Genomic DNA, 14040 nt, shown 5'->3' with positions numbered 1-14040 from the left:
GGGCAATCATGCAAACACCGCCGCAAACCGCATTGGGCACCTTGAAGGTGCGCCGTCTGATCACCGGGCTGTGGCAGATGGCCGATCAGGAACGCGATGGCCGCCCGTTCGATCTGGACGCCGCCGCCGGGGCCTTGCTGACCTATGCCCGCGCCGGGTTTGATACCTTTGACATGGCCGATCACTATGGCAATGCCGAAATCGTCGCCGGAATGGTCCATAAGGCGATGCGAGACGCGGGCGAGACGCCGCCCACGATCCTGACCAAATGGTGCCCCCCGCCCGGCCCGATGGACACAGGCACCGTCCGCGCCGGGGTTGACCGCGCGCTGAACCGGCTGGGCGTAGAGCGCATTGACGTGATGCAGTTCCATTGGTGGCGCTATGAAGATCAGGCCTATCTGGAGGCGCTGACCCACCTTGCCGCCTTGCGGGAAGAAGGGCTGATCGGTGAAATCGGGCTGACCAATTTTGACGCCGCCCATTTGAGCATGCTGCTGCGCCACGGCATTCCGGTGATGTCAAATCAGGTGTGCTTTTCCATGCTGGACCGTCGCGCGCGGGGCGATATGGCGCAGGTGGCGGCGGAACACGGCATCGCCATCCTCGCCTTTGGCAGCATGGCGGGCGGGTTTCTGTCGGCCCGCAGCCTTGGCGCGCCCGAACCCGGCCAGATCGACGACTGGAGCCGGATGAAATACAAGCGCTTCATCGAAAGCGCCGGGGGGTGGGACCGGTTTCAGGCGCTGCTTGCGATGCTGGATCGGGTGGCGCGGCGGCATGATGTGTCGGTCCCGAACATCGTCACCGCATGGACGCTGGCGCAGCCCGGAATTTCAGCCTGCATCGTCGGCACAAGACTGACCGAAGGTGATCACCGGGCAGACAATCTGGGCGCGCTGTCGGTGGCCCTGACTCCCCAGGATCATGTCGAAATCGAGACAGGGCTGGCCATGCTGACCCCCATTCCCGGTGATTGCGGCGATGAATACCGCAAGGCCCCGTTCCTGACCGCCTCGGGCGATCTGAGCCACCATCTGGAGGCGCTGCCGACGCCGTTTCCGGTTGTAACCCGCAATGGCCGTCGCCATGCAGAGTCAGGCAGCATCTGGGAGGAAAAGGCCGGATTTTCCCGTGCCGTGCGCAGTGGCGCGCGCATTCTGGTCAGCGGCACCACCGCAACCGCGCCAGATGGCACGCCGGTCTGCCCGGGTGATGCCTATGGGCAAGCGGTGTTTGCCTTTGACAAGGTCAAGGCGGCCATCCTGTCTTTGGGAGGAAAAGAGGAAGATGTCGTCCGGACCCGCATCTATCTGCGTCATGCCAGCGATTGGGAAGCGGTGTCAGCCGCCCATGCCCGCGCCTTTGGCACGGCGCGGCCTGCCAATACGCTGGTGGGCGGGATCGACCTGATCGGTGACTATCTGATCGAGGTGGAGGCCGAGGCAGACATCAGCCTGGCCTGACGCTGGCTCAGCCCGCGGGAGGCACCGCAATCTCTTCGGCCCTATGGCAGGCCACGCGGGACCCGTCCACATCACGCAGCTCGGGCCGCACTTGCCGGCACAGATCGATGGCAAAGGGGCAGCGCGGGTTGAAGGCACAGCCGGGCGGTGGCGAGATCGGGTCCGGCACCTCGCCGCGCGGCAGGTCGATGTCGCGCGTGCGCCCGTCGATGAGCGGCGCGGCAGCCAGCAGCATCTGGGTGTAGGGGTGGCGGGGAGTGGCAAAAAGCTGATCAGGTGTTGCTTCTTCCATCAGTCGGCCAAGATAGAGCACACCGATGCGGTCGGCCATGTGGCGCACCACGGTCAGATCGTGACTGATGAACATGTAGGTCAGGCCCAGATCATCGCGCAGATCACTCATCAGGTTCAGAACCTGCGCCTGAACCGAAACATCCAGCGCCGAGGTAGGCTCGTCGCAAATGATCAGGCGCGGATTTGCGGCAAGGGCGCGGGCGATGCAGATGCGCTGACGCTGGCCGCCGGAAAACTCATGCGGGAACTTGTCGGCATCTTCCGCCGACAGACCCACCTGTTCGAGCAGGCGTTCAGCCAGCCCTTTGGTCGGCCCGCCGGTCACCACCATCGGCTCGCAGATGATGCGCCGTACCCGCCAACGCGGATTCAGGCTGGCGTAAGGATCCTGAAAGATCATTTGGATCCGCGCCGCCTTGCGCGCGCCGGGGTCGGCATGCAGATCGGCACCGCCCACATGCACCGTGCCCTCGCTGGGTGTCATCAGCCCGGCCAGCATCCGCCCGATCGTCGATTTGCCCGAGCCGCTTTCGCCGACCAGCGCATAGACGGCTCCTTCTTCGATCCGGAACGACACGTCCGACACGGCCACCAGCCTGCGGCGTGGCAGGCGTTCAATCACGCGGTTCAGCCAGGGCTTCGACACATCAAAGTTGCGGCCAAGGCGGGTGACTTCGACAAAGGCGGTCATGCGGGATGCTCCATCGGGAACCAACAGGCGGCGCGGCCCTGCGGATCATCGTCAAGGGTGGGCGGCGGGTCTTTTCGGCACTTTTCAGCCGCACGCGGGCAGCGCGGGCTGAAGGCGCAGCCGGGAGGGATGTTGGACGGGCGGGGCATGGAACCAGGGATCTGCCGCAACCGCCGCTGCCCCACGGCCAGCGAGGGCATCGCGCCCATCAGCCCGTCGGCATAGGGGTGGCGCGGGGCCTTGATGACGGACCGCACCGGCCCAAGCTCTGCCAGCCGCCCGGCATACATCACAGCCACGCGGTCTGCCGCTTCGGCGATGACGCCCATGTCATGGGTGACGAGCATGATTGCGGTGCCACGGTCACGGCACAGGCGTTTCAACAGCGCGATGATCTGCGCCTGCACCGAAACATCCAACGCAGTCGTAGGTTCATCCGCGATGACCAGCGAGGGTTCTGCGCATAGCGCCAACGCGATGACCACCCGCTGCCGCATGCCGCCGGAAAACTCATGCGGATAGCTGTTCAGCCGTTCGGCCGCCGCCGGGATTCCCACTTCTTCCAGGGCGGCCACCGCCCGGTCGCGCGCCTGTGCTGCACTCATCGGCAGGTGTTCGCGGATGGTTTCGATCAGCTGATCCCCAATCCGCAGCAACGGGTTCAACGAGGTCAAAGGGTCCTGAAACACCATGCCGATCTGGCGGCCCCGGATCTGGCGCAGCTCTTCCGGTGGCAGGTTGTCGATGCGACGGCCATTCAGCCAGACCTCGCCTGAGGCGATATGCGCAGGCCGGTCCAGCAGGCCGATGACGGCATTGCCCGCCATCGACTTCCCGGCCCCGCTCTCGCCCACCACGCCAAGGATCTCGCCCGCCGCGATGTCATAGCTGATGTTGTTCACCGGGCGGCTGATGCCGGCACGTGACGGGATCGCAACCACAAGGTTGCGCACGGACAATACGGGGGGTGTCATTTCAGCCTCGGGTTCAGGGCATCGCGCAGCCAGTCGCCCAGCGAGTTTACTGCCAGAGCCAGCGCCAGCAGCGTGGCAGCGGGAAACAGCAGGATCCACCATTCGCCGGAAAACAGGAAGGTCTGGCCGATGCGGATCAGGGTGCCAAGGCTCGGCTGTGTCGGCGGCGCGCCCACGCCCAGAAAGCTGAGCGTGGCTTCGGCAATGATGGCAAGGGCGAGCGAGATGGTGGCGATGACGAGGATCGGGTTCAGCACATTGGGCAGAATATGCAGCGCCATGATGGCTACAGGCTTGCGCCCGATCAGCCGCGCGGCCTGCACATAGTCGCGGTTCTTTTCCACCATGGTCGCGCCGCGCACGACGCGGGCGAACGGCACCCAGTCTGACAGGCCGATGGCGATGATCAGCACCCAGATGGCCATCTGGTCGCGGTATTGCGGGGCTATGATCCCCTTGGCGATGCCAAATATCAGCATGGCCACCAGAATGGCGGGAAAGGTCAACTGGATATCGGCCACCCGCATGATGAACCCATCGACACGCCCGCCGACATAGCCCGCGATCAGCCCCAGGGTCACCCCCAGCACCAGCCCGAACAGCACCGCCAGCACACCGACGAACAGCGACACGCGCAGACCGTAAAGGATGGTGGAAAACACATCGCGCCCCTGATCGTCGGTGCCCAGCAAAAAGACATCGCCGGTAAAGGCGTTGGGGGCCATCGGTGCGGAAAAGCCGTTCATCAGGTTTAGGCTGGAGGACTCAAACGGGTTGTACGGCGCGATCAGCGGGGCCAGCAGCGCTGCACCGATCAGCAGCAGCGTGACCAGCGCCGATAGGATTGCCATCGGCGAATGGCGGAACTTCCAGCCAAAATCTGACTGCCAGAACGCAGTGACGCGGCGGATCATGCTTTGATTCCCTCAACACTCAGACGTGGATCAATGGCAAAATAGAGCAGATCCACCACCAGATTGATGCTGACGAACAGCACCGAAATCATCATGAGATACGCCGCCATCACCGGAATATCGACGAACTGGACGGCGTTGATGAACAACAACCCCATGCCCGGCCATTGAAACACTGTTTCGGTGATGATCGAAAACGCAATGATGCTGCCCATCTGCAGGCCTGTGACCGTGATCACCGGCACCAGCGTGTTTTTCAGCGCATGGCGAAAGTTGATCGCGCGCTCCCGCAATCCGCGTGCGCGGGCAAAGCGGATGTAATCCTGTCGCAGCACTTCGAGCATTTCCGACCGTACGATCCGCATGATCAGGGTCATCTGATACAGACCCAGCGTTATCGCGGGCAGGATCAGCGCGATAATGCCCGATTGAGTCAGAAACCCCGTGGTCCAGCCGCCGACCCTCACCGTTTCGCCGCGACCAAAGCTGGGCAACCATTCCAGCTGGACTGAGAACACATAGATCAGCAAAATCCCGATCAAAAAAGTAGGCAATGACACGCCTACCAGCGACACAGTCATGATCGCGCTTGACCACCAGCTTTTCCGTTTGAGCGCGGTGATCACGCCCAGACCGATGCCGAAAACCAGCGCCATCACACCAGACACCGCCGCCAGCTCCAGCGTGGCGGGCGCGCGTTCGGCAATAATATCGGCCACGGGCCGACCCTGCCGGTAGCTGATCCCAAAATCGCCCTGTACCGCATTGCGCAGGAACACGGCGTATTGCACAACAACCGACCGGTCCAGCCCGAGCCGGTCGCGCAGCTCTGCGATGTCGGCTTGCGTGCGTTCCTGCCCCAGCATGTTGTTCACCGGATCGCCGATAAAGCGGAACATGCCGAAGGACACCGCCCCCACCACCAGCAGAACGACAACCGACTGGATCAGACGGCGAATAAGGAATGCAAGCATTTGCACCATCCTTGATGAGGCTGAAAACCAGTGTAAACGAAAAAGACCCGGTGGTTGCGGCCACCGGACCTTTCAGGATTTTATCAGCTTCAGTTCAGGGCAAAATACTTCACGCGCGCCTGATTGTCGGCATCCACAGTGACCGACAGCGTGTCCTTCATCGCCCAGTTCAGCACCTGATGGTGGATCGGGATGTAGGCCAGATCTTCTTTGGCAGTCGCCCACATGTCGGCGATCATTGCATCGCGTGCGGGCAGATCGACTTCGGCGGCAATCGCCTTGATCTGTACGTCCAGTTCGGCGTTGGAATAGCGTGTGCTGTTCCAGCTGCCATAGGACGCGTCCTGCGTGTGGTAGAGGAAGTTAAAGATATATTCCGAATCGTAGCTCGGAACGCCCCAGCCCAGCATGAAGAAGTCGGTTTCTTTTGCGTTGACCTGCGGGAAGAACAGCGCCTTTGAGGTGGCGTTCAGGCGGGCCTGAATGCCGATCTGACCCAACATGCCGACAGTCGCCTGACAGATCGCCTCGTCATTGATGTAACGGTCATTCGGGCAATCAAGCGTGATGGGGAACCCGTCCGGATAGCCTGCCTCGGCCAAGAGGGCCTTGGCCGCGTCCATGTCGGGTGTGGGATACGCGTTCAGCTCTTCCGTCCAGCCGTTGACAAAGGGCGGCATGATGATGCCGGCGGGAACCGACTGGCCGCGCATCACCACATCGCGGATGGCATCGCGGTTGATTGTCATGTTGATGGCCTGGCGCACCTTTACGTCGGCCAGCGGGTTCTTGCCGTCAATATTGCCGCCGACCAATGTATCGCTGACGTTCAGGCCGAAGAAGATCGAGCGGTTTTCGGGCGAGCTTTCGACCTTGAGGCCAGCCGTCGCCTTGACGCGTTCAATATCCTGAACCGGCACGTCCTGAATGAAATCCAGTTCCCCTGACAGCAAGGCTGCCACGCGGGTCGAAGCGTTCTGGATCGGGGTAAAGATCACCTCGTCAAAGACCAGCGGAAACGCGTCTTTGCCCCAATAGCCATCATAGGCGCGCATCACGGTACGGGAATCCGCCTCACGCGAGACCAGCATATAAGGGCCGGTGCCGTTCACGTTGGTGGACGAAAACGTCACCTCGCCTGCCGCCACGTTTTGCACTGTGATTGCGTTGTTGGCTTCGGTCCAGCCCTTGTCGAGCATCATGATGCTGGTAAGCGATGCGGGTAGGATCGGGTTCGGGCCGTTGGTCACGATCTCGACCTCGTAGGGGCCGGTTGCGCGCACTTCGGCGACCGAAGCGATGATGCCCTTCATCTGACTGGCATCCGATCGGGCGCGGTCCACCGAGAATACCACGTCTTCGCTGTCAAATGTTGCACCGTCATGGAAAGTCACGCCTTCGCGCAGCTTGAACACCCAGACATTCGGATCATCGGCCTTGACCGCCCATTCCGTTGCCAGCGTTGGCTCCAGCTCTCCGCTCGGTGCGCGCGAGACCAAAGGTTCAATCATCTGCGATTGCAGCATGATAGTGACGCCTTCGTTCTGTGCGTGTGGATCAAGCGTCAGAGCATCCCCGGCCAGCGCCCAGCGCAGGGTTTCGGCGTGTGCAGCCGTCCCGCAGGACAGAACCGCAAGTGCAGTTGACAGAAACAGACTTCTCTTCATGGCATTTCCTCTCCAGTGGCGTGATGACAGCGCTGGCATATAGAGTGCGATTAGCGAACATATGTGCGGATTAAGCGATGCTTTGCACAGCCAAATCAAGCACTATTTTTGCGCAGTTGCTGCATTGCGCGACAATCCTGTCAGGCTGAGATAAAAGCCGCCCGCGGAAGGGACGACAGGATCTCTGGCCCATCCTTGCGCAGGATGACAATCTCTTCCAGCCGGATGCCGAACCGCCCGGGGAGGTAGATCCCGGGTTCGATCGAAAACACCATCCCTTCCTGCAGGATCGTCTCTGACGTGGCGGTCAGATAGGGCGGCTCATGCACTTCGAGCCCAAGCCCGTGGCCGGTGCGATGCACAAAGTATTCGCCATAGCTGGCCTGCGTGATCACATCACGCGCAGCCTTGTCCACCGATTTTGCCACCACGCCGGGCCGCGCGGCAGCCATTGCGGCCTGCAACGCACGTTCAACAATACCGTGCACATCATCATAGCCTTCGGGGGCCTGACCAACCAGCGCCATGCGCGTCATGTCGCTGGGAAAACCGCCCGTGGTGCCGCCGATGTCGATGACCACAGCGTCGCCAGTCTGCAACACCCGGTCGCCCGTGGAATGGTGGGGAAAGGCCCCGTTCGGTCCGCTGGCCACCAAACAGAACGCCGAGGGCGTGTCCTTCTTCGCAAAACCCGCGCGGATTGCATCCGCGACCTGCCGTTCAGTCAGCCCCGGGCGCAGGGCAGCAAAGCCTGCCTGCATGGCATGATCCGCCGCCGATGCCGCCGTCTTCAACGCGGCGAATTCTGCGTCATCCTTGTGCATCCGCAAAGCGCCGACGGTTTCCGTCGCGAAACAACGCTCTGCTGCATTCAGCTGATCCAGCAGCAGCAGCGCCGCATCCGCACGCATCGTCTCATCCAGCGAAACCCGGACCGGACCACCCGGCAGAACCGCCACGAGGGCGCTGCGGATTGCGGCTGACGGGCCGTCTTCATCGGTCCAGACATGCAGCGGCACATCAACGCGTGACCCGATATCCTGCGCATTGACGGATGGCACCACCATCGCAGCCACCTGAGGCCCGACCAGCAGATATGTGGGCCGCTCATCCGGGTGAGGATGATAGCCAAGCACCCAATGCATATGCGCGCCAGGGGCAAGTGCTGTCAGCGTGGTTCCGCTGTGCCGCATGATGTCACGCAGGGCGGAAAGCCGGTTCACGTTTGATTGCACGTCGCTTATCCTTTTGTCATGGCACATGCGGTGTGGCGTCATCCGCCAGGGGCGGCACATAGGGCTGTGCCGCAACCCGCCTTGCATGATCTGCACGGGACGCCGCAAGGTGCTTTGGTTCTGTCAGAAGATCAAGAGCGGTAGATGCCAAGGCTTTGGCAACATTGATCATTGCCTTGTGGGCTGCGGGCGACTTTCCCTGCGCAGTGATCTGCCAGGTATGGCCGGGGGTGCCAAGCGCATGGGTTGCCTGCCCAGCCTGCGCAAAAGGAACGACCCAGCTGACATCGCCCAAATCAGTTGAGCCGAGCATCGGCACGCCCCGCGCCTCCAGCGGCACCAGGCCTTCGTGCAGGGGGGCGTTGTCTGGGTCTATGCCCGCACCGGCGAAGGCGGCTTCTATGGCGTCGGGCAATAAGGTCGCCTGCATTCTTTGGGCAAAGGCGCGGTCGCAATCATCAAAATCCGGCGGGCCCAACCGTGCCATGTTGTCGTGCAGCAGGCGGTACAACGGCGGATTGTCCAGCATTTCGGACATGGCCGTCACCACGTTGGACCGGACCTGCGTAGCGGTCATCAGCGCGGCACCTTCGGCAATCCGGCCCACGCGCGCCACCAGATCGCACATGTCTGCAGCGCGCAGGGACCGCACCGAATAGCGCACCGTCGCCTGCGCCTGCACCACATTCGGCGCGCGCCCACCTGCATCCAGATAGGCGTAGTGGATCCGGCTGTCTTGCGGCACATGTTCGCGCAGGTAGTTCACGCCGACACTCATCAACTCTGCCGCATCCAGCGCGGACCGGCCAAGGTGCGGTGCCACAGCGGCATGAGCAGCCCGTCCGGTGAAATGAAAATCCACCATGCTGACCGCAAGGGTCAGCGGCGGAATGACGCCGTTGAACGACATCGGATGCCAGGACAGTGCTGCGTCGACATCATCAAAATGGCCATCGCGCACCAGAAAAGTCTTCGCTGCCCCACCCTCTTCGGCGGGGCAGCCGTAATAGCGCACTCTGCCCGGCAGGCCATGACGCTGCAGATAGTCCTTCACCGCCGTCGCCGCCGCCAGGGCCCCGGCCCCCAGAAGATTATGGCCGCAACCATGACCGTTGCCGTCTTTGACCACAGGCTCGGGCTGGAAAGACCCGGACCGCTGGCTCAGCCCCGGCAGGGCATCATATTCACCAAGAATGGCGATGACCGGGCCGCCCTCCCCCGCTTCGCCCATAACGGCCGTAGCGATCCCGCCCAGTTTTTCCGTGATACGAAAACCTTCGGCACGCAGCGCTTCGGTATGCAGGCGGACGCTTTCATGTTCTTCGTACAGCAGTTCGGGCACATCCCAGACCTGGTCTGCAAGCGCGATGAATCTGTCTTTCTTTGCGTCGGCCAAAGCCCAAATTTCATCTGAATTTCTCAAAGTACTGGCCTTCCGCATGCAGTTTACTGCCAAGGATCTTTGTCCATCTTCAATATATCGCACATTTGTTTATAATGCGAACATTTTATGCATCTGGGCAGGACCAAATCGACTTCGCGTGCAGGGCACCGTTGATGTCCATGTCGTTTGGGCCCGGCAATGATAACTCAGCCCGAATGTCCGCTGCGTGGTGGGCCGTCTGGTGGAGTTTGCTGACGCCGGGCGGTTGGATTGAGCGAGGATGCTGTATCACAGCCCCTCTGATCGCCCCTCTGTCAGATCGTGGCAACCGGCGTGACCGGCGATCCGATCGCCCCGGGCAGCCGCAGGGGCGGCGCGGTCAGGAACACCGCGTTGCGCCCGCGTTGTGCCAGCGCCTCTGCCAGATCGCGCAGATACCACAGTTCCGCCAGCGGCATCCCCAGTTTGAACAGGCAATGGTGGTGCAGCGGCAACCGGAAGCAGCAGTCATCCGGGGTCAGATGCGGGTTTTCCACCGCAAAGTTATCCGCCGCAATTGCGGCAATCCGACTGTCACTGATCCAACGTTTCAGCGCCTCGTCCGTGCCGTCAAGCACCGCGCCAAACCGGTCCAGCGCCTCCGGATCGGGTGCGCTTTGCATGTCCAGCAGCGCCTCGGCATAGCCGGTGCGCAGCATCACGATATCGCCCTGCCGCACCTCAATCCCCTGCGCTGTCATCACCGCCAGCAAATCCGTCAACCCGACGATCCGCCGCTCCGGCCCAAAGACGCGCAGCAGATCAACCAGCACGCCGCGCCCCTGCACCCCGCTTTGCGCCATCCCCGCCACCGAAAGATGCCGCGCGAAAGACCCGTGCAGGCTACCCTCGGTCTGGCCCTCAATATCGGTGCCGGCCCGGAAACCGTTGTAATACACCGGCTCTGCCACCCCGTCGCCATCGGCATCAAACAACGCGCCGACATGGGCCAGCGAATCCCATTGAGTGGAGTACTGGGTCGACAGCAGCACCTGATCATCGCTCAGCACATCCTGCAGACCCTCGGCCACGTTTTCGAGCGGATAGTTGATATAGGGCGTGTCGCCCAGAAACGTCGGCTGTAGGCGCGGCGGTTTGCGGCGCGGGTGGATCGAAACGGTGCCTGGAATATCCAGCGGCAAGGACAGGCAGAACGCCAGCCCCTCGCGGATTTCCGTCGCCGCCGCCAACCGCTGCGCCGCGCCGATATGGTTCAGCGTGCCCAGCTCATCATCCGGGCCAAACCGGCCCCAGTTTGACCCTTCTGGACTGTTCTTCCACCGATTCATTTCATCTCCACCCGTTTTGCCTCAGCGCAGCCCGCGACTCCTCCGCCACGTCAGTCCGTGATGCTGCCTCACAACGCCAAGAACCGCACATCCACACAATTTATGCGTTGACAATATAACTCAGAAACTTTGATAAGCAAACTATATAAGGCTCGGGAAAGCCTTGGGAGGAGAACATATGAACACGATTGCCAATTTCTTCATGCGGATTATGAGCCGCTATATGCCCGACCCGCTGGTCGTGGCCATTATCCTGACCGCACTGACCGTTGTCTTCGCAATGCTCAGCCAGGGCACCGGCTTTATGGAGGTCACCCAATACTGGGGCGACAGTTTCTGGAGCCTGCTGGCCTTTACCATGCAGATGACCATCATCCTGCTGGCGGGTTACATTCTGGCGCGCACCCCGCTGGTCAACTGGCTGATGGACAAGCTTATTGCCCCCGTCACCACCCCACGCGGCGCAATTATCGCCGCCACCATGATTGCCGGGTGCGCGACCTGGCTGAACTGGGGCTTCGGTCTGGTGATCGGCACGCTGATTGCGCAAAAACTTGGACATAAGGTCAAGGGGTTGCACTATCCGCTGGTCATCGCGGCGGGCTATTCCGGCTTTGCCATCTATGGCATTGGCCTGTCCGGATCGGTCCCGTTGCTGATCAACACGCCCGGACACTTCCTTGAAGAAACCATCGGCCTGATCCCGCTGAGTGAGACGATCTTTTCGCCGATCATGCTGATCACCAGCGCGCTGATCGTGCTGACCCTGCCGTTCTTTAACGCGATGCTGTTGCCGAAAGACCCGGCCCAGATCAAAGAGGTTGCCGCCAACGCACAGGCCCGCGTGACCGAGCCCGATACAGCGCGCGAAAGCGTGGCCGAAAAGCTGAACAACAGTTCCATCATCGGCGTCGGCACCGGCCTGTTCGGTGTGCTGTATGCCGGACTTTACCTGTGGAACGGCGGCGCGATCACGCTGAACTTCGTCAACACGCTGTTCCTGTTCCTTGGCATCCTGCTGTTCGTCACCCCGAACCGCTTTCTGGCGGCGCTGACCGACGGGGTGAAAATCCTCGGCGGCGTGATCATCCAATACCCGTTTTACGCCGGTATCCTCGGTATTCTGTCCGGTTCCGGCCTGATTGTCACCTTTGCCAGCTGGTTCGTCGGCATCTCAACGGCTGAGACCCTGCCGATCTGGTCCTTCATCTCTGCCGGCCTGATCAACATCTTCGTACCGTCGGGCGGGGGTCAGTGGGTCATTCAGGGCCCGGTGATGATGGAAGCCGCCCGCCAGCTTGGCGCGCCGATCCCGGCCACCGCCGTTGCCGTGCAGATCGGCGATCAGTGGACCAACATGGTGCAACCGTTCTGGCTTCTGCCCGCGCTGGCCATCTCGGGCCTCAAGCTGCGCGACATCATGGGCTATATGGTGCTGATCCTGCTGTATCTGGGTGTGATCTTCGGCAGTGCCGTGGCGATCTGGGGCCAGATGGGGGCCTGATCAGATGCCATTCATGATTGAAACCTACGACAAACCCGAAGCCGGCGACCTGCGTCTCCGGCTTCGGCCTGCGCATCTGGACTATCTGGAGGCGAACCGCCACCTGCTGCTGGCCTGCGGGGCCAAACTATCAGATGACGGGCAGGCCGCAAGCGGCGGCCTCTACCTTGTCGCTCTGGAAACCCACGCCGAGGCCGAGGCTTTCATCGCCGCCGATCCCTTCCATCGGGGCAATCTGTTTGACCGGGTCTTCATCACCCGCTGGCGGCAGGCCTATCTGGACCGCCGCAACACATTGGAAAAGGGCTGACATGCTGTATCAGGTAGACATGACCGTCCTGCTGCCCCCCGACATGCCCGACGCGCAGGCGGCAGAGATCAAGGCGCGGGAAAAGGCCTATTCGCAGGATCTGCAACGTCAGGGCATCTGGCGCCACCTGTGGCGCGTGGCGGGCAGCTACAGCAACCTGTCGGTGTTTGATTGCCGCGACAACGCCCATCTGCACGATGTGCTGACCGGCCTGCCGCTGTATCAATGGATGGACATCACCGTATCCCCTCTGTGCCACCACCCCTCGTCGATCCATGAGGATGACCGATGACGCCAACCGCCGTCATCACCGGCGGTGCGGGCGGCATCGGTGCGGCCATCACCGCACGGCTGCAGGCTGACGGCTTCCGCACCGTAGTGCTCGATACTGCCAGACCAGAGGGCAGCCCCGACCGCTTCATTCAGGTCGACCTGTCCGATGCCGATGCCACCCGCGCGGTCACCGCAGAGCTTGTCGCCACAGAAAGCGTGGGCTGTCTGGTCAACAACGTGGGCATCGTCGCCCCCGGCCCGCTGGAAAGTGTAGATCTGGACGATTTCGACCGGTTGTTCCATGTGAACCTTCGCGCCTCGCTCATCTGCGCGCAGGTCTTTGTGCCGGGGATGAAGGCAGCGGGTGGCGGGCGTATCGTGATGAACACCAGCCGCGTCACCTTGGGCAAAGAACATCGCACGCTGTACAGCGCCACCAAAGGGGCCGCGCAATCGATGGCAAGGACATGGGCGTTGGAACTGGCCCCCAGTGGCATCACGGTGAACTGCGTGGCCCCCGGGCCCATCGGCACGGCTGCGTTCTGGGCCAACAACCCTCCCGACGCCCCCCTCACACGCCAGATCATCGACAAGGTGCCGCTGCGCCGCATGGGTCAGCCCGAAGATGTCGCCAACGCGGTCGCCTTTTTCTGCGCACCGGCATCAGGTTTCGTGACCGGACAAACCCTGTTCGTCTGCGGCGGGGTCACGGTCGGGTTGGGTGGGGCCTGACGGCCCCCTCCCTTCAGGCCAGATGCTGCTTCAGCAGCGCCACAAACCGCTCGGGCTGCTCGACGCACGGCAGGTGGCCTGCATCGGCGATCTCGATAAACTTTGCCCCGGCAATCTGCGCGGCCATCGCGCGCACCAGCGCCGGCGGGGTCGTCGCGTCGTCGCGCCCCACCATCACCAGCGTTTTTGCCCGGATATGCGCCAGATCAGCGGTATAATCCGCATCGCGGATTGCAGCACAAACATCAGCATAGCCCTGCGCCGGTGTCCGTTCCAGCATCATGCGCCACATCT

Annotated in this window: 14 protein-coding genes; 5 read left to right on the top strand and 9 right to left on the bottom strand. The window is 62.0% G+C overall.

The window, feature by feature from the left end:
- The first annotated feature begins 8 nt into the window (after window positions 1-8).
- Window positions 9-1466: an aldo/keto reductase gene (locus Q7J44_RS00125; protein ID WP_304875870.1), complete on the top strand. Its 1458-nt coding sequence runs from the start codon at window positions 9-11 to the stop codon at window positions 1464-1466.
- A 7-nt stretch (window positions 1467-1473) separates the two neighbouring features.
- On the opposite strand, the gene Q7J44_RS00120 is transcribed toward Q7J44_RS00125, so the two are convergent.
- The 8 genes from Q7J44_RS00120 to Q7J44_RS00085 all read right to left on the bottom strand — a co-directional run bounded on the left by Q7J44_RS00120 (window position 1474) and on the right by Q7J44_RS00085 (window position 10927).
- A complete protein-coding gene (locus tag Q7J44_RS00120) occupies window positions 1474-2451 on the bottom strand; it encodes an ABC transporter ATP-binding protein (RefSeq protein ID WP_304875869.1) in 978 nt (325 codons plus the stop codon).
- Complete coding sequence (locus tag Q7J44_RS00115) at window positions 2448-3425, bottom strand: ABC transporter ATP-binding protein (protein WP_304875868.1); 978 nt, start codon at window positions 3423-3425, stop codon at window positions 2448-2450. Before Q7J44_RS00115 ends, Q7J44_RS00120 begins: the two co-directional genes overlap by 4 nt.
- On the bottom strand, window positions 3422-4339 hold the full coding sequence (locus Q7J44_RS00110) for an ABC transporter permease (RefSeq protein ID WP_304875867.1): 918 nt from the start codon (window positions 4337-4339) through the stop codon (window positions 3422-3424). Before Q7J44_RS00110 ends, Q7J44_RS00115 begins: the two co-directional genes overlap by 4 nt.
- Complete coding sequence (locus tag Q7J44_RS00105; RefSeq protein ID WP_304875866.1) at window positions 4336-5313, bottom strand: ABC transporter permease; 978 nt, start codon at window positions 5311-5313, stop codon at window positions 4336-4338. The genes Q7J44_RS00110 and Q7J44_RS00105 overlap by 4 nt, the downstream gene beginning before the upstream one ends.
- 89 nt (window positions 5314-5402) lie before the next feature.
- Window positions 5403-6980, bottom strand: a complete 1578-nt coding sequence (locus Q7J44_RS00100) for an ABC transporter substrate-binding protein (protein WP_304875865.1) — start codon at window positions 6978-6980, stop codon at window positions 5403-5405.
- Between the two features lie 140 nt (window positions 6981-7120).
- On the bottom strand, window positions 7121-8215 hold the full coding sequence (locus Q7J44_RS00095; protein ID WP_304875864.1) for a M24 family metallopeptidase: 1095 nt from the start codon (window positions 8213-8215) through the stop codon (window positions 7121-7123).
- 16 nt (window positions 8216-8231) lie between these two features.
- Entirely contained in the window at window positions 8232-9611 is a 1380-nt protein-coding gene (locus Q7J44_RS00090; RefSeq protein WP_304875863.1) for an amidohydrolase, read from the bottom strand.
- A gap of 302 nt (window positions 9612-9913) precedes the next feature.
- On the bottom strand, window positions 9914-10927 hold the full coding sequence (locus Q7J44_RS00085; RefSeq protein ID WP_304875862.1) for a cyclase family protein: 1014 nt from the start codon (window positions 10925-10927) through the stop codon (window positions 9914-9916).
- A 178-nt stretch (window positions 10928-11105) separates the two neighbouring features.
- Here Q7J44_RS00085 and Q7J44_RS00080 point away from each other — a divergent pair, with 178 nt between their 5' ends.
- The 4 genes from Q7J44_RS00080 to Q7J44_RS00065 are packed head-to-tail and all read left to right on the top strand — an operon-like array spanning window position 11106 to window position 13746.
- Window positions 11106-12431, top strand: coding sequence for a short-chain fatty acid transporter (locus Q7J44_RS00080; protein WP_304875861.1), 1326 nt, complete (start codon window positions 11106-11108; stop codon window positions 12429-12431).
- 4 nt (window positions 12432-12435) lie between these two features.
- Window positions 12436-12741, top strand: coding sequence for a YciI family protein (locus Q7J44_RS00075; protein ID WP_304875860.1), 306 nt, complete (start codon window positions 12436-12438; stop codon window positions 12739-12741).
- A 1-nt stretch (window position 12742) separates the two neighbouring features.
- Window positions 12743-13033, top strand: a complete 291-nt coding sequence (catC, locus tag Q7J44_RS00070) for a muconolactone Delta-isomerase (protein ID WP_304875859.1) — start codon at window positions 12743-12745, stop codon at window positions 13031-13033.
- On the top strand, window positions 13030-13746 hold the full coding sequence (locus Q7J44_RS00065; RefSeq protein WP_304875858.1) for an SDR family oxidoreductase: 717 nt from the start codon (window positions 13030-13032) through the stop codon (window positions 13744-13746). Before catC ends, Q7J44_RS00065 begins: the two co-directional genes overlap by 4 nt.
- 13 nt (window positions 13747-13759) lie before the next feature.
- Here Q7J44_RS00065 and Q7J44_RS00060 read toward each other — a convergent pair.
- Window positions 13760-14040, bottom strand: a 281-nt coding sequence (locus Q7J44_RS00060) for an alpha/beta fold hydrolase (RefSeq protein WP_304875857.1), incomplete at its 5' end; no start/stop codon positions are given.

It is taken from the genome of Pseudotabrizicola sp., from assembly GCF_030656345.1.
Lineage (GTDB): Bacteria > Pseudomonadota > Alphaproteobacteria > Rhodobacterales > Rhodobacteraceae > Pseudotabrizicola.
This window is presented reverse-complemented; position numbering and strand designations above follow the sequence as displayed.

What these genes read in the sequence shown, in the direction of transcription:
- Q7J44_RS00125 (WP_304875870.1), top strand. Translation starts at nt 9, where the DNA reads ATGCAAACACCGCCGCAAACCGCATTGGGCACCTTGAAGGTGCGCCGT.
- Q7J44_RS00120 (WP_304875869.1), bottom strand. Translation starts at nt 2,451, where the DNA reads ATGACCGCCTTTGTCGAAGTCACCCGCCTTGGCCGCAACTTTGATGTG.
- Q7J44_RS00115 (WP_304875868.1), bottom strand. Translation starts at nt 3,425, where the DNA reads ATGACACCCCCCGTATTGTCCGTGCGCAACCTTGTGGTTGCGATCCCG.
- Q7J44_RS00110 (WP_304875867.1), bottom strand. Translation starts at nt 4,339, where the DNA reads ATGATCCGCCGCGTCACTGCGTTCTGGCAGTCAGATTTTGGCTGGAAG.
- Q7J44_RS00105 (WP_304875866.1), bottom strand. Translation starts at nt 5,313, where the DNA reads ATGCTTGCATTCCTTATTCGCCGTCTGATCCAGTCGGTTGTCGTTCTG.
- Q7J44_RS00100 (WP_304875865.1), bottom strand. Translation starts at nt 6,980, where the DNA reads ATGAAGAGAAGTCTGTTTCTGTCAACTGCACTTGCGGTTCTGTCCTGC.
- Q7J44_RS00085 (WP_304875862.1), bottom strand. Translation starts at nt 10,927, where the DNA reads ATGAATCGGTGGAAGAACAGTCCAGAAGGGTCAAACTGGGGCCGGTTT.
- Q7J44_RS00080 (WP_304875861.1), top strand. Translation starts at nt 11,106, where the DNA reads ATGAACACGATTGCCAATTTCTTCATGCGGATTATGAGCCGCTATATG.
- Q7J44_RS00075 (WP_304875860.1), top strand. Translation starts at nt 12,436, where the DNA reads ATGCCATTCATGATTGAAACCTACGACAAACCCGAAGCCGGCGACCTG.
- catC (WP_304875859.1), top strand. Translation starts at nt 12,743, where the DNA reads ATGCTGTATCAGGTAGACATGACCGTCCTGCTGCCCCCCGACATGCCC.
- Q7J44_RS00065 (WP_304875858.1), top strand. Translation starts at nt 13,030, where the DNA reads ATGACGCCAACCGCCGTCATCACCGGCGGTGCGGGCGGCATCGGTGCG.